Origin of the sequence: Marinomonas sp. UCMA 3892, assembly GCF_012726345.1 — a bacterium.
In the GTDB taxonomy this organism is placed as follows: domain Bacteria; phylum Pseudomonadota; class Gammaproteobacteria; order Pseudomonadales; family Marinomonadaceae; genus Marinomonas.
The window spans coordinates 121,459-142,937 of record NZ_PTXN01000012.1 but is presented as its reverse complement, the minus strand read 5'-3'; the positions used below and the strand labels follow the sequence as shown (position 1 = coordinate 142,937).

Annotated in this window: 20 protein-coding genes; 5 read left to right on the top strand and 15 right to left on the bottom strand. The window is 42.1% G+C overall.

What is annotated here, in order from left to right; genetic code table 11:
- Positions 1-217 precede the first annotated feature (217 nt).
- The 10 genes from B6N13_RS16980 to B6N13_RS16935 form a co-directional block, all read right to left on the bottom strand.
- Complete coding sequence (locus B6N13_RS16980) at positions 218-388, bottom strand: hypothetical protein (protein WP_012069620.1); 171 nt, start codon at positions 386-388, stop codon at positions 218-220.
- Between the two features lie 14 nt (positions 389-402).
- Positions 403-1,359 carry a class I SAM-dependent methyltransferase gene (locus B6N13_RS16975; protein WP_169460063.1) on the bottom strand — a complete coding sequence of 319 codons (957 nt, stop codon included), beginning with the start codon at positions 1,357-1,359 and terminating at the stop codon, positions 403-405.
- Between the two features lie 174 nt (positions 1,360-1,533).
- Positions 1,534-2,928 (bottom strand): PepSY-associated TM helix domain-containing protein, encoded by a 1,395-nt coding sequence (locus B6N13_RS16970; protein ID WP_169460062.1) that lies wholly within the window; start codon positions 2,926-2,928, stop codon positions 1,534-1,536.
- Positions 2,929-3,084: 156 nt separating this feature from the next.
- The gene (locus tag B6N13_RS16965) at positions 3,085-3,582 is read right to left on the bottom strand and encodes a DUF2946 domain-containing protein (RefSeq protein WP_169460061.1); all 498 of its coding nucleotides are present in this window, start codon (positions 3,580-3,582) and stop codon (positions 3,085-3,087) included.
- A 23-nt stretch (positions 3,583-3,605) separates the two neighbouring features.
- Positions 3,606-3,974, bottom strand: a complete 369-nt coding sequence (locus B6N13_RS16960) for a DUF2750 domain-containing protein (protein WP_012069624.1) — start codon at positions 3,972-3,974, stop codon at positions 3,606-3,608.
- Between the two features lie 114 nt (positions 3,975-4,088).
- Complete coding sequence (locus B6N13_RS16955; RefSeq protein WP_169460060.1) at positions 4,089-5,096, bottom strand: adenosine deaminase; 1,008 nt, start codon at positions 5,094-5,096, stop codon at positions 4,089-4,091.
- Positions 5,097-5,257: 161 nt separating this feature from the next.
- Positions 5,258-6,325: a BMP family ABC transporter substrate-binding protein gene (locus B6N13_RS16950; RefSeq protein WP_012069626.1), complete on the bottom strand. Its 1,068-nt coding sequence runs from the start codon at positions 6,323-6,325 to the stop codon at positions 5,258-5,260.
- Between the two features lie 57 nt (positions 6,326-6,382).
- A complete protein-coding gene (locus B6N13_RS16945) occupies positions 6,383-7,315 on the bottom strand; it encodes an ABC transporter permease (RefSeq protein WP_169460059.1) in 933 nt (310 codons plus the stop codon).
- Between the two features lie 9 nt (positions 7,316-7,324).
- On the bottom strand, positions 7,325-8,392 hold the full coding sequence (locus B6N13_RS16940; protein ID WP_169460058.1) for an ABC transporter permease: 1,068 nt from the start codon (positions 8,390-8,392) through the stop codon (positions 7,325-7,327).
- Positions 8,389-9,942, bottom strand: a complete 1,554-nt coding sequence (locus B6N13_RS16935) for an ABC transporter ATP-binding protein (protein WP_169460057.1) — start codon at positions 9,940-9,942, stop codon at positions 8,389-8,391. The genes B6N13_RS16940 and B6N13_RS16935 overlap by 4 nt, the downstream gene beginning before the upstream one ends.
- Before the next feature lie 625 nt (positions 9,943-10,567).
- Between B6N13_RS16935 and B6N13_RS16930 the strand changes: the two genes are divergently transcribed.
- From B6N13_RS16930 to rlmM, 3 genes are all read left to right on the top strand, one after another.
- Entirely contained in the window at positions 10,568-11,533 is a 966-nt protein-coding gene (locus tag B6N13_RS16930; protein WP_248280373.1) for a GGDEF domain-containing protein, read from the top strand.
- 103 nt (positions 11,534-11,636) lie between these two features.
- Positions 11,637-12,308: a TIGR01621 family pseudouridine synthase gene (locus B6N13_RS16925; protein ID WP_169460056.1), complete on the top strand. Its 672-nt coding sequence runs from the start codon at positions 11,637-11,639 to the stop codon at positions 12,306-12,308.
- A 46-nt stretch (positions 12,309-12,354) separates the two neighbouring features.
- The gene (gene rlmM / locus B6N13_RS16920; protein WP_012069633.1) at positions 12,355-13,407 is read left to right on the top strand and encodes a 23S rRNA (cytidine(2498)-2'-O)-methyltransferase RlmM; all 1,053 of its coding nucleotides are present in this window, start codon (positions 12,355-12,357) and stop codon (positions 13,405-13,407) included.
- A 117-nt stretch (positions 13,408-13,524) separates the two neighbouring features.
- Here the strand turns inward: rlmM and B6N13_RS16915 are convergent, their stop codons facing one another.
- Entirely contained in the window at positions 13,525-15,195 is a 1,671-nt protein-coding gene (locus B6N13_RS16915; protein WP_169460055.1) for a L,D-transpeptidase family protein, read from the bottom strand.
- Positions 15,192-15,479 carry a YkgJ family cysteine cluster protein gene (locus B6N13_RS16910; protein ID WP_012069635.1) on the bottom strand — a complete coding sequence of 96 codons (288 nt, stop codon included), beginning with the start codon at positions 15,477-15,479 and terminating at the stop codon, positions 15,192-15,194. Before B6N13_RS16910 ends, B6N13_RS16915 begins: the two co-directional genes overlap by 4 nt.
- A 182-nt stretch (positions 15,480-15,661) precedes the next feature.
- On the opposite strand from B6N13_RS16910, the gene B6N13_RS16905 reads away from it, so the two are divergent.
- Complete coding sequence (locus tag B6N13_RS16905) at positions 15,662-16,831, top strand: response regulator (RefSeq protein ID WP_248280372.1); 1,170 nt, start codon at positions 15,662-15,664, stop codon at positions 16,829-16,831.
- A gap of 147 nt (positions 16,832-16,978) precedes the next feature.
- On the opposite strand, the gene gatB is transcribed toward B6N13_RS16905, so the two are convergent.
- From gatB to gatC, 3 genes are read right to left on the bottom strand one after another with little or no spacing between them, the layout of a single operon-like run.
- Positions 16,979-18,424, bottom strand: coding sequence for an Asp-tRNA(Asn)/Glu-tRNA(Gln) amidotransferase subunit GatB (gene gatB, locus B6N13_RS16900; protein ID WP_169460054.1), 1,446 nt, complete (start codon positions 18,422-18,424; stop codon positions 16,979-16,981).
- 2 nt (positions 18,425-18,426) lie between these two features.
- Positions 18,427-19,887 carry an Asp-tRNA(Asn)/Glu-tRNA(Gln) amidotransferase subunit GatA gene (gene gatA, locus B6N13_RS16895; protein ID WP_169460053.1) on the bottom strand — a complete coding sequence of 487 codons (1,461 nt, stop codon included), beginning with the start codon at positions 19,885-19,887 and terminating at the stop codon, positions 18,427-18,429.
- An 11-nt stretch (positions 19,888-19,898) separates the two neighbouring features.
- Entirely contained in the window at positions 19,899-20,186 is a 288-nt protein-coding gene (gene gatC, locus B6N13_RS16890) for an Asp-tRNA(Asn)/Glu-tRNA(Gln) amidotransferase subunit GatC (RefSeq protein ID WP_048814282.1), read from the bottom strand.
- A 236-nt stretch (positions 20,187-20,422) separates the two neighbouring features.
- Here gatC and B6N13_RS16885 point away from each other — a divergent pair, with 236 nt between their 5' ends.
- Positions 20,423-21,466, top strand: a complete 1,044-nt coding sequence (locus B6N13_RS16885) for a rod shape-determining protein (RefSeq protein ID WP_012069640.1) — start codon at positions 20,423-20,425, stop codon at positions 21,464-21,466.
- Positions 21,467-21,479 lie beyond the last annotated feature (13 nt).

The window sequence follows — 21,479 nt, the reverse complement described above, 5'->3', positions numbered from 1 at the left end:
AAAAAATGTTTAAAGTGTAATTTTGTTTTTTATGTTAATTTTTTTATATTTTTTTCATATATTGAGTGAGTTTTTATGGGGAAATGGCAAATTACCTAGTTCTAGGTGAAGGGGAGGGGCGCTTCTCTACTATCTTATTTCGAAGTGTCTAAAATAGGATAGTAGAAAGGCAGGGAATAAGAGTGTTTTTTATACAGTTAAGAATGAAAATTCGCGCTTAGTCTTTTTTCTCTATGGTGATCTCTAGTGTCTTGCTGTTGCCCGCAAACCACTTTTGTACGTAAAGTGACCCCATAATCGGAGCCTTGCCTTCTTCTGGTACCTCTTGGTAGCGTACGCTGTTTTTGGTTTCTTTCTCGTATTCGAATGTAACGGTTGTTTTAGACATTGTGATTTCCTTAATTAGTTAATTTCTTCATCAGGTGTTTTCTGAAATATGAGCGCTTTTAAACCACTTTCTATGTCGATATCCAAAAACTCTGGTGGATTATCAAGTCGGTATTGAAACGCTAAAGTTGGAGCTTCTTCACGCATGCCATCAATTAAAAATTGCGCAGGGATACTTGGATCGTTGACACAAGCAAGTACTTGACCATTTTCAGCCAATAACTCAGGTAAGCGTCGTAATATTTTTTGATAATCTTTAGTTAGCGCAAAGCTGCCGCGCTGAAATGTCGGCGGATCTATGATGATAAGGTCATATTCGCCATATTTTTTGATTTTTCCCCAAGATTTGAAAATGTCATGGGCGAAAAACTTCACACAGCTTAAATCATGTTGGTTGAGCCTGTGATTTTCTCTGCCGCGACTAAGTACGGCTTTCGCCATATCTAGATTAACCACAAAATCTGCACCACCTGTTATGGCTGCGACAGAGAAGCCACAGGTATAAGCAAATAGATTGAGTACGCGTTTGTGTTGGCTGTTTTCTTTTACCCAGCGTCGTCCGTATCGCATATCTAGAAAAAGACCAGAGTTCTGATTCTTGCCTAGATCGAGTTGGAAAAGTAGACCTTCTTCGTTAACGATCTGCTGCTCTTGATAATTTCCCCAGAGGCATTCAGTCGGGCTTCGTTCACGGCTTCGGTGCTGAAGTAATAGCGATTGTGCTTTGTGATCATTCCATTCAGTTCTACTTGTCCAAGTGATGATTTCTTCATTGAGTTTGTCTAGTTCATCAGCAGTTGGTTCTTTGAAAAGAGAAACGAGAACCTGTCCTTCTAGCCAATCGACAGTGATCTGTTCTAGTCCAGGAAAGCAGCGGCCTCGACCATGGAATAGTCGCTGCACGCCATTTGGTGTTTGAGCTAGTTTGTTAAAAAGATGTTCTGTAAGTGTTGCTAGTGACTGCGTGTCCATAAAATACGTATTCTGATGGTGATGAAATAAGAGCACGTATTTTACTGATAACAAGACAAGAGGCCAGAAAAAGCCAACATTAGGTGTATTCGCAGGGAAAATTAGGCGTCAAGGTGAGAAATATTCATCGAGCCTATAATAAGCTCGATGAATATTGGGCTGTTAGAAATAAAGTTATTGACGCTTCCAGCGATAAACATCAATTAATAAAAAGACGAGTAAGCTAACGCCCATAACTGGCATGCTTATACCCAGTGCAATAGCGATTAGTACGGTGATTATTTTTTGTAAACCAGTCAATCTTGCCCATGCTTGCAATAATGGTTTAGAGGTTGATCCGGCCTGCGGGCGGCGAATCCACCACATTCTGTAACCCCAAATAATCATGAAGCATAGAGATAAGCCAAATGCCGTCAGTATTATTTGGTTTACAACACCAAACAAAACACCCATGTGAGCATCAATGCCCCAGCGAATCAGCTTGGCAACAATAGGGAAGGTGGCAAAATCGGCACGACTGGTGACAGTCATAGTGCTAGCATCAACTGCGACACTGTCTACTTGAGTCGGCCATGACCGATCGATCTCACTTACTCGCCATGCTTTGTCTTTTGTTGATGAAGGTCTTATTTCTAGCTTATTGGCATCAATTCCTGCGTCTCTTGCTGCCTTGAGTACACCATCAAACAGAGCATCAATATTTTCAAATTTTTCCGCCGTTTGCTTCTTTGTCTGCATGTTGTGATGATTTGAATGATCTAGATGATCTGCATGCTCATCTGACATCATCATATTGTGATCTATAGTTGTCAGGTCTTGTGAGACTGAAGGCGTTATCCAGCCAATGCTATTGCGCAAAGTACTAATGTTATCGCCAGCCCATTTTGACCAAGTTAATCCCGTAATAGAGACAAAGATCAGACCAACAAAAAGGCAAAGACCAACTTGATAATGGCGGCGGCGCTTACGCAGATGCTCTGTTTTGCTCGCAAATTCTGCTTTGTTTTTCTTGCCCCCCTTGTACCAAAGGAAAAGTCCACCCAGTGCAGCAATCCAAAGCCAAGATGCGGCAAGCTCACTGTAATAGCGACCGAATTCTCCCAAGAGCAATTGGCGATGCATAAAGTCTATGGTCGTTCTAAAGGGTAATACACCGCTTGTACCGTAAACAGGTAAGTTGCCTGTCACTTCAAGTGTGACTGGATCAATAAATATTGCTCTAGCACCAGATAGCTCAGCCTCTTTATCAAGAAACATCACGCGTGTTGTATCACCTTTTTCTGGGGCTGGGCGAACAGCGAATAGGGTCAGATCTTTTGTTAGCTGAGACTTAGCTACTGCAATTTGTTGGGACAAAGGCTGGTTTTCGCCCACGCTTTGTGTTGTAAGTACATCTTTGTAGATGGCATTTTCAATTTGTGGCGTAATCACATAAATAGTTCCCGTGAGAGCCGCTACAAAGATGAATGGGCCTATGAAAAGGCCAATATAAAAATGCAGTCGTGTAATTAAAAGTAGCATCGCATTTGAAGAAGATTCGGATGCCTTGTTATTCGTTTTTGTCGACATTGTAATTTCTCGTCTTATAGAAAAGGGCAAAATAACGCACTCTGAGTGAAAATCTGACTTTTCTATCATCATGAAAGACGCGCGCATAAATATCTGTTCAGTTTTGATTCTGAATAGGGCAGCGTCGTTTTTTTTTGATATAAGTTATGGTACTAATTAGACCGAAATTACTGGTGGCGCTCTGGGTAGGAGTGAGGTGAAGGGCACATGATATTTGTGCGAAATAGTTGCTGTTACCATGTTTGGGTAACGGCTTTGTAATAGTGGAATAAGCTCGAAGGTTTTCGCGTCAATCCAGTTTAGATGGAAGAGCAGGGAACAATAACCGCAGGCTTCTAATAAATTAGCGCTTTCACCGTGTGCGTGATGCCCGTGGTGACTAATATGTGCAGAGCTTACTCGTTTTTGCTTACTATCTGCTTGCTCGGAAAGCATTTTTGCATGGTCATGCCCTAGCATATCCATAGTTTTCATCTCCATGCTTTCCATAGACATTGATGTCATGGTTGGCTGGGACGAAAGTGCATGGCTTATTTGCGAGAACAGCGGACCAAAATAAATAAGCAAAACGGCAAACAGACCAACGCACACAGCGAACTGTGTGAGTTTGTTTCTATGGCTTTTTAATTTTGGGCTCTTTAATTCAAAATACATGGCGCTTGTATCAGTAATTACTACTAGCTTTTGAGGTCAATTGCATGTTCTTCTGCGGAGGAAACAATGCATTCACCAGCAAGATTGGGCGCTACACCAACAGAGAACCCATCCCCTTGCATACCTGGTAGCCACTTCTCGGCCCAATCTGCTGCGTTAATTTCTAGGCTATTGAACCCTTGATACTCTTTTTCACCCCAAGCGATTGCTAAGGCTTCAGCAGGCCAAATTGGTAATACTTTGTCGCTACCAAGATCTATGATCAAACAGCCTTCAGCATCAGCAAGCGTCCATACAGAAGTGCCTTTTTTTACAAGGCTCAAAACATGGTCATAGCGCTCGCTACTAGGTAAGCGGTAGAAAGTATCATCAAGAAGGATTGGGTTTGACATGCGGTTGGCTCAATTCTGTAATATAAAAAACGCGATCTTATCACATCGACTAAAAAGAGTGATCAACTCAATCACTCAATTTAATCCATGTGTTATCAAAGGGTAATAAATGACTTACGCAAAAAGAGCGTGAAGTTGCTTCAAATGCAGCTCTTTGAGATGGTCTTCCATCCAACTACCAGTGATACCATTTTTAGCTAATTGAAATAATTCTTCTTTGCTGATTCTAGTGCCATTAATTAATGAGGCATAGTTATCATTCATATAGCCACCAAAATAGGCCGGATCATCTGAATTTACTGTTGCATTTAAGCCGAGCGCTAACATGTTTTTTATCGGGTGATTTTTCATGTCATTAACGACACAAAGTTTCAAATTAGAAAGCGGGCAAACAGTTAGTGTTAGGTTACGTTGCTTAATAGCTTCGATGAGTTTGTTGTCTTCTAACGCTCTGTTGCCATGATCGATCCTATCTACGCCGATTTGCTCAATTGCTTGCCAAACGTAGTCTGGAGGTCCTTCTTCGCCAGCATGTGCCGTTACCTTCAGTCCAAGATTCTTGCAAGCTTCGAACACGCGTAAGAATTTTTCAGGAGGGTGTCCTACTTCCGAACTGTCTAAACCAATACCATCAATCCATTTTAGGTGAGGCTTTGCTAATTCAAGGGTTTCAAATGCACTTTCTTCACTTAAATGCCTTAAGAAAGACATGATTAGCTTGGATGTCATGCCCCACTTTTTCTCTGCATCTTGAAGGGCCTTATAGATGCCTTGGATTTGAACATCAAAGCTAACCCCACGAGATAAATGACCCTGAGGGTCAAAAAAGATCTCGACATGGACGACATTTTCACTGTGGACCTTTTCTAAATACGCCATCGTAAGGTCATAAAAATCAGCTTCGTGAAGAAGCACCGACATGCCTTGGTAATAAAGGTCTAAGAAGTCTTGTAGGTTGGTGAATTGATAGGCCGCTTTTAAGGCGTCTACTGTACTGTATTTCAATTCAACCTGATTGCGTTGTGCTATGGCAAACATCTGCTCTGGCTCAAAGGTACCTTCAATGTGCAAATGAAGCTCGGTCTTGGGCATTTTCTTTGATAGTTCGATCAGAGTTTCCATAATTTTACCTTTTGATGCTTGCCTTGGATTCTTAAATATAACGATAAAAACGCAGATGAAAAAGAATGACTGGCTGTGTTTCTAGGATGGCTGTTTAAAAAGCTGGGGAATATACAGCCAGCAGAGCTGGCCGTATATAAAAAAATATAGGAATGCAGAGGTTAGTGGGGAATTTCGTCTGTGATACCTTCAACATACCAGTTAACTTGAGCAAGCTCTTGATCTGTTAACGAATGGTTAGCAGGAACGGCAACATTGCCTTTATTATCCTTGATTGGACCTGTGAATGGTTTGAATTCGCCAGACTTGATTGCTGCTAATGTGGCATCAATCTTAGCGCGAACATCTTTAGGAAGGTTCGGGTTAATTGAAGCTAGAGTTAGCATGTCATCGTGAAATCCACCCCAGAAATCTTGAGATTTCCAAGTGCCATCCATTACAGCTTGAACTTCTTTGATGTAGTAAGGTGCCCAGTTGTCACGTACAGAAAAAATGTGTGCATTAGGGGCAAACTTGCTTTGATCTGAAGCTTGGCCGATAGCACGTAAACCACGTTTTTCAGCAGCAATTAGAGGCGCAGGGCTGTCTGTGTGCTGTAGCATGACGTCTACGCCTTGGTCCATTAGCGCGTTTGCAGCGTCGGTTTCTTTACCTGGATCGTACCAAGTGTTTGCCCAAACAATTTTCATTTTTACATCAGGGTTAACACTTTTGGCGCCCATGTAAGCGGCGTTGATATCTCGAATAACTTCTGGAATTGGGAAGGAGCCAATATAACCAATAGTATTAGTTTTTGTCATCATGCCTGCTGTTACACCAGAGATGTAACGGCCTTCATAAGTGCGAAGAACATAAGTACCTAAGTTTTTATCAAGCTTGTAACCTGTAGCATGTTCAAACTTCACTTTAGGAAAGCGTTTTGCAACTTTCACCGTCGGGTTCATAAAACCAAAAGATGTGGTGAAGATCAGGTCATTACCTGCTTTAGCTAGTTGAGTAATAACTCGTTCAGCATCCGCACCTTCTGGAACGTTCTCAACGTAAGTGGTTTTTACTTTGTCGCCAAAATATTCTTCTAAGCCTTTTCTGCCCATATCATGTTCGTAACTCCAGCCTAAATCACCCACTGGCCCTACATAGACAAAACCCACTTTTAATGGTTCTTCTGCTTGAGCAATACTTGCTCCGGCTAAAAGCCCTAGACTTACCAGTAAACTTTTAAGTTTCATTGCTTGCTCCTTTGTGCCCGAGGGCGTTTTATTTAATGTTTAAATTTTTATTTAAAATCAGGCCATTTGTCTTGGATCAAAAGGTTTTCCTAGTGCTCTAGGAGCCAATAATTTCTCTTTAAACTTGTCTGCGCTGATGATAACCATAACAGCCACCGTTGCTACATACGGCAACATGGCGAGTAAGTTTGGTGAAATAGACCAACCCAAACCTTGAAGAACTAAATGCATAATACTGGCCAAACCGAAGAGATAAGCACCTAACATAATTCGACCAACACGCCATGAAGCGAAAACGACCAAAGCAAGTGCGATCCAGCCTCGTCCCGCTGTCATGTTTTCTACCCACATTGGTGTATACACCAAGGACATATAAGCACCAGAAATACCTGCCATTACACCACCAAACATAACGGCTAAGTAGCGAACCCTTAGCACTTTTATGCCAATGGCGTTGGCTGCATGAGGGTTTTCACCAACGGCTTTAAGTGTTAGTCCAATTCGGGTTTTGTTGACCACAAACATAAGTGCAAAGGTCATTGCAAAAGAGGAATACACCAATATGTCATGACTAAACAAAATCTTGCCAATAAACGGGATGTCAGACAGCAATGGAATGGCGATAGGTTGGAAGCCTTGAATGGTTTGACCAACCACACCCGAGCCAATAAAAGCGCTTAATCCAGTGCCGAAGATGGTTAAGGCAAGGCCAGTTGCCACTTGATTTGCACCAAGATGAAGGACAAGAACTGCAAAGATTAGGCTCATTACGCAACCCATTATCATGGCGGCTAGAACGCCTAAACCCGCGCTCCCTGTGCCGTAAGCGGCTAAAAATCCAACCACCGCACCCATTAGCATCATGCCTTCTTGGCCTAGGTTTAACACGCCTGATTTTTCACAAATTACCTCGCCTAAGGCGATGAAAAGCAGTGGCGTGCCGGTTTTTACAGCGGCAAACAATATTTGTACAATTAGATCTGAGTCCAAAATAATCTCCTAGTTTGTCGCTTGGTTGGATAAGGTGAGTCGATTGTTAATGAAAAAATCACACGCCAAAAGAAAGAACAATAAAACGCCTTGAAACATGCTGACCACTGCAACGGGAATGCCCATTTCAATTTGAGCTAAATCGCCACCCATATAAAGTACGGCCATAAAAACTGCCGCTAGTATAGCGCCAAGAGGATGTAGCCTTCCCAAGTAGGCTACAATAATCGCTGAGTAACCGTATCCTGGTGACACATTGGGTACCAATTGTCCTATTGGTCCTGTTGTTTCACTGACACCGGCTAGCCCAGCTAATGCACCAGCAAATAACATAACAAACCAACTTAGTTTTTTACTACTAAACCCAGCGTATCTCGCTGCTGGTTCATCGGACCCAAAGACTCTAATTTGAAAACCAAGATGGGATTTGCTCAAAATGAACCAAGCAATAAAAGCAGACACAACAGAGAAAGCGACACCAAGATGAATTCGGCTGCTCTCAAATAGGGTTGGTAATAATGTTGAGTCAGCAAACATTGCAGACTCAGGGAAACCAAAGCCTTGAGGGTCTCTTAAAGGTCCGTGTACAGCCCAAATAAGCAGGTACAAGGCGATGTAATTAAACATGATGGTGGTTAAAATTAAGTTCGAGTTAAAACGTAACTTTAAAAAAGTGGGAATGGCAGCCCAAATCATGCCAGAAGCTACGCCGGCTAATAGTGTGATGGGTAGGGCAAAAGCGGACTCTGAATCGATAAAGTAAAGCGCCATCGCAGAGCCACCCAATGCGCCAGCAAGTAATTGTCCTTCCGCGCCGATATTCCACATGTTGGCTCGATAGCATAGAGATAAACCAACGGCACAAAGTAGTAATGGCCCCATTTTGACGAACATTTCACCAATGTTATAACTGTCAGCTAATGGAGCAATCAGCAGCACATGCAAGGCTTGTGAAGGTGATTTACCAATGGCCGAAAAAAGAATGCAGCCGAAAATTAACGTTAATACGATAGCAAGCAGTGGCGAGGCTACTTTCATTAATGAGCTTGGCTCGGTACGAGCTTGAATGCGGATCATGCCTTGGCCTCTTGAGTGTGAAGCGATGAGTTATTAATGAAAGTTCCTGCCATCCATTGTCCTATTTGGTCTATGTTAGTTGCTTCTGTTCTTACTACTGGAGATAAGTGTCCATCGCAAACGGCAGCCATTCGATCAGCTAATAAAAATAATTCATCTATATCTTCAGAAATAAGCAAAATAGCAGCGCCTTGATCACGAAGCTCTAGTAAGGCTTGATGAATGGCGAGTGCCGCACCAACGTCTACCCCCCAGGTCGGATGTGCGCAGATAAGCACTTGAGGGCTTTGTCCTATTTCTCGTCCCATAATGAATTTTTGTAAGTTGCCACCACTTAAGCTTTTGGCTTCTGAGAACTCGCCATGGCATTTGACTTTGTATTTAGCGATAAGTGCTGAGGTGTATTCTTTAATGCTTTGCCATTCCACTAAGCCTTTTTTTACGAAGCCATCACTGTGAGTCAATAAAGTGTTTTCTGTCAGACTCATATCTGGAACAGCTCCTCGACCTAATCGTTCCTCAGGGACGTAGGCCATGCCAAGCTTACGACGTTCACCGGCGTGTAAATGACCAATGTCTAAGCTGCCGAGTGATAAGCTGTTTTTTACATTACGTTCATCTTCACCGCTGATAATCGCCATTAACTCGTCTTGACCATTACCGGCAACGCCAGCAATGCCGAGAATTTCGCCAGACTTTAATTCAAAATTGATGTTCTTTAGAGATGTGCCAAAAGGTTGCTTGGCTGGGAGTGATAAATTTTCAACATTAAAAGCGCGTTTGGTGCCTTCTCTTTTTGCGTAGCCTGCATCTTGCTCAGCAAGATCGCCAACCATCATTTTGGCAATAGACGCTGGCGTTTCCTCGTTTGGCACGCAAGTCTCGACCACTTTTCCTCCACGTAATATGGTCGCTTTGTGGCAAATTTCCGTCACTTCATGAAGTTTGTGGCTAATAAATAGAATACTGCAACCTTCCTCTGACAGAGTGCGCAAGACGCCAAACAGCCCTGAGACTTCTTGTGGTGTGAGAACGGAAGTAGGTTCATCTAATATAAGCAGTTTCACCGATTGAACCAGGCAGCGCATGATTTCAACACGCTGTCTTTCTCCAATGGACAATGAATGTACGTATCGGCTTGGATTAACGTTTAAACCATACTCTTCAGAAAGCTGAGTAATTCTTGCTGCTAAATCCCCAATTTTATTTAACTGAGTTTTACTTAAACACAATTCTATATTCTGGCTAACTGTCAACGTTTCAAATAAAGAAAAGTGCTGAAATACCATCCCAATACCTAAATCACGGGCAATGGATGGCGATTTAATATTCACTTCCTTACCATCCCAAATGATATCGCCCTTATCTGGGGCGACAACGCCATAAATGGTTTTTACCAAAGTGCTTTTTCCGGCGCCATTTTCTCCTAACAGAGCATGAATTTCACCTGGCATCAGCGTTATGCTGATGTTGTCGTTAGCAAGGCAGCCAGGATACTGTTTGGTAATGTTTACAAGCTCAAGGCGTGATACCAAATTGTGTTTTTTCAATGTTCCAGCACCTTATTTCTAGAGGTTGAGTGAATGGGGTTGCTCATTTTCTAATCATTTTTTATCTATGGTTTTTATGTTGGATCAAAAAATACAAAAACAGTCGCTTCGTTTTGGTGCGGCGCCTGCACTTTTTTTGGGCGATAATTGTGTCTGTCTTTATAAATCTGACCGACTAGTTAATAAAAACGATTGTCTTGATGATATATTGGTTTGTTTAATCAATATTCATGCCAATGAAGTGTTTAGTTGTAATGGCTTACAATACGTAAAATTAAAGCGCGTGTCTTTATTTAGAATGATTTTCTAGGTGAGGATTGATGTGTTTAATATTTGTGCTTAAGGAGCATTTCCTTGTTTGAACTTATAGGAAAAGTGATTGATATTCTGTAGAATATCGCGTTTTACTTCAGCTTTATAGAAGCCATGTCTTATGGAAAATATAGCGATTCAAGCTTAATTGCTTTTAATGTGACAATAAGTGTAGGGTACTGTGTTTTCATCGATAAAAAAAATCATAGGTAAACTATTAGATATCGGCTTTGAGGATGAGTTTGGAAATGACCTCAATCAGAAACATGTCGTGAATTTTTCCTACATGATGTTCTGTATAAGCTGTTTATTCATGCTTATTGTATTCTCTTTGCGTCAAATGTCCTCAGTCGCTATTTTTTCTTTGATCGGTTTATTAATCGGTGTGATTGGTTTGCGTTACAGCTATATCGGGTATTTTTCTCGTGCTCAATTATTAATGCCCATTCTTCAAATCTCTCAAATATCCATTCTTAGCTTGTTTTACTTCGGCACTAATAGTGGTTTTCATTGGCTTTTCGTCAGTGTCATTGCTTATTCCTTTGTTGTCTTCAGAGTAGATCAAAATTTTGCCAAGTACTGGATAGTTAGCATTTCTATTGTTTTGTTTTTGATGTGTGAGCTTTTAAACACGCGAGGGATTTACCTTACTTCGTTTGATCAAAGTGTGGTGGTTGTTTTTGTGTTTCTTGCACTTTCGTTCAATTTCGCCATGGTCATTAATCTTGTAATAAAACGACTGAAGTCGGTGAATAGTCACTTGCGAACCTTGGCTGAAATGGATGAGCTTACAGGGCTTTCAAACCGAAGAAAGGTCTTGGCGGATGCTGTTAATATTTTTGCAGATTCTGTTATCAATAGAGAGTCGTGTGTATTTGCTATTGTTGATTTGGATCATTTTAAAAAGATCAATGATACTTTTGGGCACGAAGCGGGCGATTTGGTTTTGGCAAAAGTATCAGCCATGATGGCGTCTGTTATAAGGTCTCAAGATGAAATAGGTCGTTATGGTGGTGAAGAATTTATTGTTATCATGCCGGACACTTCTTTAAAAGACGCAGAGGTTGTTATGGAGCGCATGAGGCAATCGGTCGAAAATATGCTAATAGAAACCGAGCATGGTATTGTTATCCCGGTTACTGTCAGTATCGGTGTCGCTGCCATTGCACCAAGTGTTTCACGCTATGAAGAAATATTGGCGCAAGCGGATAAAGGCTTGTATACAGCTAAGCGTAACGGCCGAAATCGAGTTTCTGTACAATCAGACTATCAAAGTTAGAATATATTTACTTATCTGTATTGACATATGAGTTGTCCACTTTCTCTGTGGATAAACTTGTTGGCTAATCTATTTTTCCTTTATTTTTCGTGATGAGGCTCATTTGCTCCAGATACTATTTCGCTCTGTTGATTATTGGATTGTTGAAAAACCTGCAGGTATGAGTTTTCATGCTGAGTCGGAAGGGCTGGGGGTGATGCAAACCTTGGCGATTTCTTATCCAGATCAAAATTTTTACCCTGTTCATCGTTTGGATAAAATGACATCGGGTCTTCTGATAGTGGCTTGCCATGCAGCAGCAGCTGCAGAATTTGGCAAGATGTTTGAAAACCATGAAATGGAAAAGCGCTATTTGGCCTTGTCTGCAAAAAAGCCAAAAAAGAAACAAGGAACGATCTCTGGTGGTATGGCACCGAGCCGAAGAGGTCAGTGGAAGCTTACACAAGATAATGAAAACTTTGCAGTTACACAGTTTTTTTCTTCTGCATTTCATGGGCTTAGGGTTTTTATTGTAAGGCCTTTAACAGGTAAAACGCACCAAATTCGTGTGGCATTAAAGAGTTTAGGGTCGCCTATTTTAGGAGATCTTAGGTACAGCGGAGAAGGAGCTGACAGAGGGTATTTACATGCCTACTCTTTGCAGTTTAATTGGCGGGGTGAGATGAAAAGTTATCTCAGCCTTCCCATATCAGGGGAGCATTTTTCGTCTGAGTTGTCTGATTTTGTCATGACTCAATTTGATGAATCTTTATTAAAATGGCCCGGTAAAAAGTAATTAATATAACTCAGCAGAGTTTTGCTTTGGCTGAGAAGGAATTTGAATGAAAAATGTTTTGGTTTACTGTCGTCAAGGCTTCGAAAAAGATTGTGCGGCGGAATTGTCAGAAGTGGCTAGTAGCAAAGGTTTTTATGGCTACGCTAAGGTTGTTCCTGATGCGGGTTACATTGTGTATAACTTTGATCAGGCGGACGCTGGTGAAACATTGATCCAGCAATTAAATTTTAATCGTCTGATTTTTGCTCGCCAGATTATTGCTGTTAATGATGTTATTGAATTAGAGCAAGGTGGTCGAGTTGAATCCTTGCTTGAAGCGGCTCGTGAGTTGCCATTAGCGGAAGAAATTTGGATTGAAACGGCCGATACAAATGATGCGAAAGCTCTGTCTGGTTTAATAAAAAAACTGGAAAAACCTTTGCGTGAGGGGTGGAAACGATCTGGCGTGTTACGCAACAAGGCGGTAGGTGTTCGTCACCATGTCTTTATGTTGGATGGTGAGGCTGCTTATTTAGGGGTGTCTTATGCTGCGTGTCGTAGTGAATTTCCTATGGGAATTCGACGCTTACGTTTTCCAGCGGCAGGTCCGAGTCGTTCAACGCTTAAGCTGGAAGAGGCTTTTCTTCAATTTGTGCCAGAGCAAACGCTAGAAGCGGATTTGACTGAAGGCATGACAGCAGTTGATCTTGGTGCTGCGCCTGGTGGTTGGACTTATCAATTTGTTAAAAAAGGCATTAATGTTATAGCAATCGATAATGGTCCAATGCAAAAAGAATTGATGTCTACCGGGTTGGTTGAGCATGAAAAGGCCGATGGCTTTAAATACGAGCCGCCTTACACAGTGGATTGGTTGGTTTGTGATATGGTTGAACGCCCAATAAAGGTTGCAGAATTGATGGCTAAATGGCTGGCGAGCGGTTGGACTAGAAGGGCGATTTTCAACCTGAAGCTACCAATGAAAAAGCGTTATCAGGAAGTAACTTTATGCTTGCAGACCATGGAAGGCTTGCTAAGAAAGGCTGGAGTAAGCTATCAGTATCAAGTGAAGCATCTTTATCATGATAGAGAAGAGGTGACTGTTTGCATTATGGTTAAATAATTTTAAGTTAAATCTGATTTTGAATCACTAAAAAGCCCCCTATACAAATTTTGTATATGGGGCTTTTTACTAATCTGGAGAAGCTTAAAGCATCAATTAACGAAGTGATGCTTTCTATTAAATTGAATCTCTGGGGCCGAAAGCAGAATACCCCATTGCTTCTTCCATAAGGGCATCTCTTTCGTAAATGTCGTTACGGAATTCCAGCATGCCATTAGCATTCGGAACAACGGTGAAATAGACCAAATAAACAGGGATGTAGGTTGGTAGCGTAATAACGGTATTGCTTCCTGTTTTTAAAGAGTTATTCATATCATTGAACTGTTTGCTGCCTTTGGTTATTTCTTTGGCAAACTCTGTTGGGTTTTCTAGGCGAACGCAACCAGAACTAAAGGCTCTATCTTCTTCACGAAATAGATGTTTTGCAGGTGTGTCATGCAAATAAATTTCGTTTTTATTAGGGAACATAAACTTAAATTGGCCAAGTGCGTTGCCTTCATCTGGTTTTTGTTCAAAACGAAAAGCCAGCTTATCTTCACTAATCGCTTTCCAATTGATTTTGGTTGAATCCAGTTCTTTTGCGCCAATACTCCAGCTTGAGTACACCTTGTACCCATGCTTAACCAGATAATTTGGATCAGCTTGTAGCTTAGGTAATAGGTTCTCTCTGGCTATGCGATGCGGAACGCGCCATGTGGGGTTGGTTACCATGTAAGTCATTAGGCCTTTGAATACAGGTGTTTTTCTGTCAGGCTTGCCAATGACTGCTTTCATTGAGGTAAGCTCACCGTTTAGGTACATGTCTACCGTGTAATTTGTTAGGTCAACCCATATGCGGTTTGCTTCCAGTTCGCTCGGCAACCAGCGCCATCTTTCTAGGTTGTAAGCAATTTGTTTTGCGCGTGTTTTTAATGGCACATTGAGCATTTGAATAGTTTTAGAGCCTGCAGCGCCATCGGCTGTAATGTGATGGCGTTGTTGGAAGCGAATGAGAGCTTCTTTTAGGCGGATATCGAATTGCTCTTCATTTACCTTGCGTGTCGAAAAACGAATGTCTCCAAGTTGAACTAATCTTGCTCTAAGCTGTGCAACTCGTGGGCCTTCGTCCCCTGCCGATAAAGGAACGCCAGCACTAACAAAAATATCCTTTTCTTTCGCTGCCAAGTCTTGGTAATACACTAACCATTTTTGCAGGACTTGATATTGTGGGCTGCGAGGGGCCAATAATGGCAGGGAATTGACCATATCTGTTGCTGAATTAAGATACAGTAAGTCTTTCCAGTTATTATTAGGTGCATCCAGCTGCCAATTTGGATCAATTAGCTGCGGCTCGTAGCGACCATTGCTTAGGTCATGGGCGTAACTGGTTAAAGCGATTGTGCTGATAACGTCCATTTCAGCTAGTTGTTGCGGTGTTGGTTGTTTGAGGGCTAAATATTCTTTAATAATGCCAGTATGATAGTGAATTGGATTGAGGCCATGAGTATAAGATTGCTCAAGTATGTCGACTAACTTGTATATAGACATGTTTATTTTTTTGTCTTTTATCCAAATTGGATCGTAACCTCGGTTTTCGTAAGCCTCGAGTACAGTGTGATTAGGTAGGGCTTGACCTGCTACCGGAGTGAATGCGTTTAGTGTTAACGACACCTGATCTTTCACGCTATTTTCTATTTGAGATTCGCTGGGCGGAACGACAACAAACTGTTTGTTTGAGCCAGATGATGAGCAAGCGCTAAGCAACAAGCTGACGCAGAGTAGAGAGAGTAGTTGTTTCGCGGATGTCATTGATATTTCCTTTTTAATGAACTGGTATTTTGGGGGCTAGTTGCATCTTCTAAGTGGGATAATATGTTGATGGCTTCTTCTCTGTTTCTGCCGCAGGCATATTCTACAGCAGAAAAATCTGCGCATACTTTTGGTCTTGAGGGATCTCCAAATATTGCGCAGCGATAATCATCTAGCAGTTGTATGCAAGGTTCTCCTGCCGCTTTTCCATTGGGCATTCCTGGGATTGGAGATGTGATGGAGGGTGCTGTGCAACATGCACCACAACCTGACCGACATTGCATAATAAACAACCTTACTTGGAATGGGTGAGTGTAATCTTTATATTATTAACTTTGCTGTTTATTTACAAAACAGCAATTTGAGAGTCATTTTAGAGTATCGTAATCGTGGGTCATAGGGGATAATTGAAAAATATAGTTAAAAAAGCACTGATATCGCTTTTTAGGATAGGATTTTACAAATTATGGTAGAGAAAAAAATATTGGTGGTTGAAGATAGCCCTGTTGTGTTGAAGGTTCTTCATCATTTGCTATCTCAGAATCCTATTTTTACGCCGGTATTATGTGCCAGTTATAAAGAGGCGGAAGATAAGCTAAAAGCCTCAAACGGTGCTTTTTTTGCTGCCATTGTCGATTTGAATTTACCAGATGCTGAAAATGGTGAGATTGTTGATCTTGTGTTATCGACCAAAATACCATGTGTTGTTTTGACGGCAAACTTTGATGATAAATTGCGACTTAGTCTTTTAAATAAAGGTGTCTTGGATTACATCACCAAAGATAGTCGATATTCGTTTAACCATGTTATTAAAGTGATTGAGCGTTTAAATAGGAATCAAGGTATCAAGATTTTGGTAGCTGAAGACTCCTCAACGAGTCGTTTGTTTATTCGGATTCTACTTGAGCAATATCGTTTCAACGTTATAGAAGCTGAAAATGGTCAAGAAGCTTTAGCCAAGCTGGAGGGGGATTCGGAAATTAGAATGCTGATTACTGATCATAATATGCCTTTGGTAAGCGGTTATGATTTAGTGCGCATGCTTAGGTTTAATTCCCGTTTTCAGGATTTAGTGATTATTGGTTTATCGGCGGAAGGGGATAATGCGCTGTCGGCTAAATTTATTAAGGCTGGCGCTAACGATTTTCTGAAAAAACCATTTTACCATGAAGAGTTTCATTGTCGCGTAGTGCATAGCTTGGAAGCACAGGAAATGCTTGAGACCATTCGCGATCTAGCAAATGTTGATCCGTTAACTAAGCTTAAAAATAGGCGTTACTTGTTTGATCACGGTGAGCAGCTGCTTCGTCATAATCCATCTGGTGTTGTGTTGGCTATATTGAATCTTGATCATTTTAAGAGTGTAAATGGCATATATGGTCATATTGTCGGTGATAGCTTGTTGGAAGCCATAGGGCGAGAAATTCAGAATGCTTTTCCAAATATGTTGGTGTGCCGTTTTGGTGGTGATGAGTTTTGTATTGTTGCTAAATCAGATGGGCAAAATATAATTGATAGGCTTAATGTCTTTTTAAAAGCTCTTCATCAGAAAGAATATACAGAAGCTAAAATATCGATAACATGTAGTGTAGGCGTAAGTTGTCAACCTATGAATTCGCTAGAAGAGTTGATTTGAAAGGCGGATCGAAATTTGCAAGAGGCAAAGCGATTGGGGCGAGATAGGGTGATTGCTGATCTATAATATATTTATTCAGAATAAAAAAAATCCCGCATCAAAGTGCGGGATTTTTTGCTTTCAGGCTAAAGCGCCATATGTAATCGATTAGCCTTTCAGCATTTTTGCAAGGATTGGATTGACTAAGCCAGGGTTGGCTTTGCCTTGCGATGCTTTCATTACCTGACCAACAAAGAAGCCGATCATTTTCTTCTGTTTGTCTTCGTCTGCGGCACGGTATTGTTCAACCTGAGCTGCGTTGGCATCCAAAATAGTCTGGATCATGGCTTCAATTGCGCCAGTATCTGTGACTTGTTTTAGGCCTTTTGCTTCAATGATTGCGTCTGCCGAACCTTCGCCATCCCACATTGCTTGGAAAACATCTTTCGCTGTTTTGCCATTAATGGTGTTGTCTTTGATTCGAACCAGTAGTTCACCAAATGCCTGAGCGTTAACTGGAGAGTTTTCGATGTCTAGCTGTTCTTGGTTAAGAAGCTTGCTTAGCTCACCCATTACCCAGTTTGCGGTTAGCTTTGGATCCTTAACTACATTGTTGGCATTTTCAAAGAAATCAGCCATAGCGCGAGAAGACGATAGTACGTTTGCGTCGTATTCGCTTAGGGCATGCTCGCTTTGGAAGCGTGCTGCTTTTTGGCTTGGTAGTTCTGGCAAGGTCGCTTTGATATTGTCAACGTATTCTTGTGTTAACACTACTGGAAGCAGGTCAGGGCATGGGAAGTAACGATAGTCGTTGGCATCTTCTTTAGAGCGCATGCTGCGAGTTTCGTTTTTCTCTGGATCGTACAGGCGAGTTTCCTGAATGATGCGTCCACCGTCTTCTAAAATGTCAGCTTGACGCTCGATTTCAGTATAAATTGCTTTTTCGATAAAGCGGAACGAGTTGACGTTTTTGATCTCTGTGCGAGTGCCGTATTCTTTTTGGCCTTTTGGTCGTAGCGATAAGTTAATGTCGCAGCGCATTGAGCCTTCTGCCATGTTGCCATCGCAAATGCCAAGGTAAGTCACAATAGAATGAATCATCTTGACGTAAGCTACGGCTTCTTTTGCGGAGCGAATGTCTGGCTCGGATACGATTTCTAGCAAAGGTGTGCTTGAGCGGTTTAAATCGATTCCTGTCATGCCTTGGAAATCTTCATGCAAAGATTTGCCGGCGTCTTCTTCAAGGTGTGCACGAGTGATGCCAACACGAGAAGTAGTGCCATCATCTAGCATTACATCTAAGTAACCTTTACCAACAATAGGGTGATCCATTTGGCTGGTTTGGTAGCCTTTTGGAAGATCTGGGTAAAAGTAGTTTTTGCGGGCAAAAACCGATGTCATACCAATTTCAGCATTGATGGCATGGCCAAACATAACGGCCATGCGCAAAGCTTCTTTGTTGAAAACAGGCAATGCGCCAGGCATACCTAAATCGACAAGCGTGGTTTGTGTGTTTGGTTCTGCGCCAAAGCCAACCGCCGCGCCAGAAAATAACTTTGATTTTGTAGAGAGCTGAGTATGAATCTCAAGGCCAATAACAACTTCCCAATTCATGCTTATGCTCCTTTTGCCATAGTTGGTGTTTGTAAATGCCAATCAGTGTGTTGTTGATACTGATGCGCTATGTTTAATAGCTTGGCTTCGGCAAAATAGTTACCCATGACTTGAAGTCCGACAGGCATGCCATCTGCAAAGCCCGCAGGAACAGACATAGCGGGGATGCCAGCAAGGTTAACGGACAAGGTGTAGATGTCTTCCAGATACATGGCAACAGGATCGCTGGTTTTGCTGCCAAGACCAAACGCTGTAGTTGGTGCTACAGGGCCCATAATGACATCAACTTCTTCAAGAGCTTTTACAAAGTCTTCTTTAATAAGTCGACGAATCTTTTGTGCTTTCAAGTAGTAAGCGTCATAGTAGCCTTCTGATAATGCGTAAGTACCAACCATGATGCGCTTTTGCACTTCAGTGCCAAAGCCTTCGGCGCGCGAGCGCGTATACATATCAAGCAAGTCTTTTGGATCGTCACAACGATGACCAAATCGAACACCGTCAAAGCGGGATAAATTTGAAGAAGCTTCAGAAGGTGCAATGACATAGTAAGATGGAATGCTAAGCTGTAGATTTGGCAGTGAAATCTCTTTTACTGTTGCGCCTAGTTTTTCAAACTCTTTGACGGCCGCCATAATGACGTCAGCTACTTTAGAGTCTAGTCCTTCACCGAAGTATTCTTTTGGAAGGCCAATTTTCAAACCAGTTAATGGTGCATTTAGATTTGCTAAATAGTCGTCGGCTGGCTTGTCTGCAGAAGTAGAATCTTTTTCATCGAATCCGGCCATGGCTTGCATTAAATGCGCGCAATCTTCTGCGCTTTTGGCCATTGGGCCGCCTTGGTCGAGGCTTGATGCGTAGGCAATCATGCCAAAACGAGAAACACGACCGTAAGTTGGCTTAAGGCCGGTAATGCCACAGAAAGAAGCTGGTTGGCGAATTGACCCTCCAGTGTCTGTACCTGTTGCGGTAACAGCCAATCCCGCGGCAATAGCTGCAGCTGAGCCGCCAGATGATCCGCCAGGAACCATGTCTAAGTTCCAAGGGTTTCTCACTGCGCCATAAAAACTATTTTCGTTTGAAGAGCCCATAGCGAATTCGTCCATGTTTGTTTTGCCTAACATGACGGCGCCAGCTTGTTGTATGCGGCTGGTAACGGTGGATTCATAAGGTGGAACGAAGTTATGTAGCATCTTGGAGCCACATGTCGTTAACGTACCTTCCGTGCAGAATAGATCTTTATGGGCAACAGGGATACCTGTCAAACTGGTGCCTTTTCCGCTTTGAAGAAGTGCATCGGCGGCTGCGGCTTGTTCTAAGGCGCGTTGTTCGCTGACAGTGATAAAGCTATTTAGTTGTGGGTCAAGTTTGGCTATACGCGCTAAGAAAAGGCGAGTTAGCTCAACACTGGAGATATCTTTGTTGCGTAATTTTTGTGCTAATGTCGAGATGCTTTGTTCGAACATTCTTGTCTCTCTTAATCGATCACTTTCGGTACAAGGAAAAGGCCGGCTTCGGTCTGCGGTGCGTTCGCTAGGAATGCGTCACGGCGATTTTCTTCGGTGACAATGTCCTCTCTCAATCTTTGAGTCATTTCAAGCGGATTGGAAAGTGGTTCAACGCCATCGGTATTAACAGATTGCATTTGTTCAACAAGTGCTAGAACGCTAGAAAGCGAGTGCTGGTATTGGTCGGCATCAGTCTCAGTAAGAGCGAGGCGTGCCAAGTGTGCAATTTTTTGCACGTCTTGTTTGTCTATGGACATGTTCCACCTGATAGTTTGATTATCGTAAATGGCTGCCATTGTATCTCTTAGTTGTATTGCTATAAAGCGAAGAGGGGGAAAAACAGGGCTTATTTTTTATTTATTAAATTTTTTTTAGTAAACAATGAAATACATAGGAACTTTTTTAAGTTTTACACGGAATCAACTTGCCCATTGGCCCCGTGGTTGTTACATTTTGACGCTGTTCGTATCGTATTATCAGGGTGTAAGAATTCATGTTTAAGAAAATCAGGGGAATGTTTTCAAGCGATTTGTCCATTGACTTAGGAACGGCAAATACCCTTATTTACGTTCGTGGCCGTGGGATTGTGCTTGATGAGCCATCAGTCGTTGCTATTCGTCATAATGGAAATCAGAAAACAGTAGCATCAGTTGGTACCGATGCGAAGCGTATGCTAGGCCGTACTCCAGGTAACATTACGGCTATTCGCCCGATGAAAGATGGCGTTATCGCTGATTTTCATGTCACAGAAAAAATGTTGCAGTATTTTATTTCCAAAGTTCACGAAAATAGTTTTTTGAAACCAAGCCCGCGTGTTTTGGTTTGTGTACCTTGCAAATCTACACAGGTTGAGCGTCGAGCCATCAAAGAATCTGCGTTGGGCGCAGGCGCTCGTGAAGTTTATATTATTGAAGAACCAATGGCTGCGGCGATTGGTGCTGGTCTTCCTGTTGCGGAAGCATCAGGTTCTATGGTGATTGATATCGGTGGTGGTACTACTGAAATCGCTATTATTTCCTTGAATGGTATTGTGACATCTGAATCCATTCGTGTTGGTGGTGATCGCTTTGATGAAGCCATTACAACTTATGTTCGTCGTCAATATGGCAGTTTGATTGGTGATGCAACTGCAGAACGAATCAAGACTGAAATCGGTATGGCTTACCACACTGGTGAAGAGTTACAGATCGACGTGCGTGGTCGTAACTTGGCCGAAGGAATTCCACGGTCATTTGTTTTAAGCAGCACTGAAATTTTAGAAGCACTACAAGAACCTTTGGCGCAAATTGTTCAGGCTATTAAAGGTGTTCTTGAGCAGTCTCCACCAGAATTGGCTGCAGATATTGGTGAAACTGGTTTGGTGTTAACAGGCGGTGGCGCTTTATTGCGTGAAATCGATCGTTTAATCAGTGAAGAAACTGGCTTGCCAGTTATTATTGCTGATGATCCACTAACTTGTGTTGCTCGTGGCGGCGGTATGGCCCTAGAGTTAATGGATAAGCACGCATCTGAGCTTTTTACTGCAGACAATGAGTAAAAGTTAGGAGCGC

Excerpts from the sequence above, each read along its gene's own strand:
- B6N13_RS16980 (WP_012069620.1), bottom strand. The coding sequence starts at position 388 with ATGTCTAAAACAACCGTTACATTCGAATACGAGAAAGAAACCAAAAAC.
- B6N13_RS16975 (WP_169460063.1), bottom strand. The coding sequence starts at position 1,359 with ATGGACACGCAGTCACTAGCAACACTTACAGAACATCTTTTTAACAAA.
- B6N13_RS16970 (WP_169460062.1), bottom strand. The coding sequence starts at position 2,928 with ATGTCGACAAAAACGAATAACAAGGCATCCGAATCTTCTTCAAATGCG.
- B6N13_RS16965 (WP_169460061.1), bottom strand. The coding sequence starts at position 3,582 with ATGTATTTTGAATTAAAGAGCCCAAAATTAAAAAGCCATAGAAACAAA.
- B6N13_RS16960 (WP_012069624.1), bottom strand. The coding sequence starts at position 3,974 with ATGTCAAACCCAATCCTTCTTGATGATACTTTCTACCGCTTACCTAGT.
- B6N13_RS16955 (WP_169460060.1), bottom strand. The coding sequence starts at position 5,096 with ATGGAAACTCTGATCGAACTATCAAAGAAAATGCCCAAGACCGAGCTT.
- B6N13_RS16950 (WP_012069626.1), bottom strand. The coding sequence starts at position 6,325 with ATGAAACTTAAAAGTTTACTGGTAAGTCTAGGGCTTTTAGCCGGAGCA.
- B6N13_RS16940 (WP_169460058.1), bottom strand. The coding sequence starts at position 8,392 with ATGATCCGCATTCAAGCTCGTACCGAGCCAAGCTCATTAATGAAAGTA.
- B6N13_RS16930 (WP_248280373.1), top strand. The coding sequence starts at position 10,568 with ATGCTTATTGTATTCTCTTTGCGTCAAATGTCCTCAGTCGCTATTTTT.
- rlmM (WP_012069633.1), top strand. The coding sequence starts at position 12,355 with ATGAAAAATGTTTTGGTTTACTGTCGTCAAGGCTTCGAAAAAGATTGT.
- B6N13_RS16915 (WP_169460055.1), bottom strand. The coding sequence starts at position 15,195 with ATGACATCCGCGAAACAACTACTCTCTCTACTCTGCGTCAGCTTGTTG.
- B6N13_RS16910 (WP_012069635.1), bottom strand. The coding sequence starts at position 15,479 with ATGCAATGTCGGTCAGGTTGTGGTGCATGTTGCACAGCACCCTCCATC.
- B6N13_RS16905 (WP_248280372.1), top strand. The coding sequence starts at position 15,662 with ATGGTAGAGAAAAAAATATTGGTGGTTGAAGATAGCCCTGTTGTGTTG.
- gatB (WP_169460054.1), bottom strand. The coding sequence starts at position 18,424 with ATGAATTGGGAAGTTGTTATTGGCCTTGAGATTCATACTCAGCTCTCT.
- gatA (WP_169460053.1), bottom strand. The coding sequence starts at position 19,887 with ATGTTCGAACAAAGCATCTCGACATTAGCACAAAAATTACGCAACAAA.
- gatC (WP_048814282.1), bottom strand. The coding sequence starts at position 20,186 with ATGTCCATAGACAAACAAGACGTGCAAAAAATTGCACACTTGGCACGC.
- B6N13_RS16885 (WP_012069640.1), top strand. The coding sequence starts at position 20,423 with ATGTTTAAGAAAATCAGGGGAATGTTTTCAAGCGATTTGTCCATTGAC.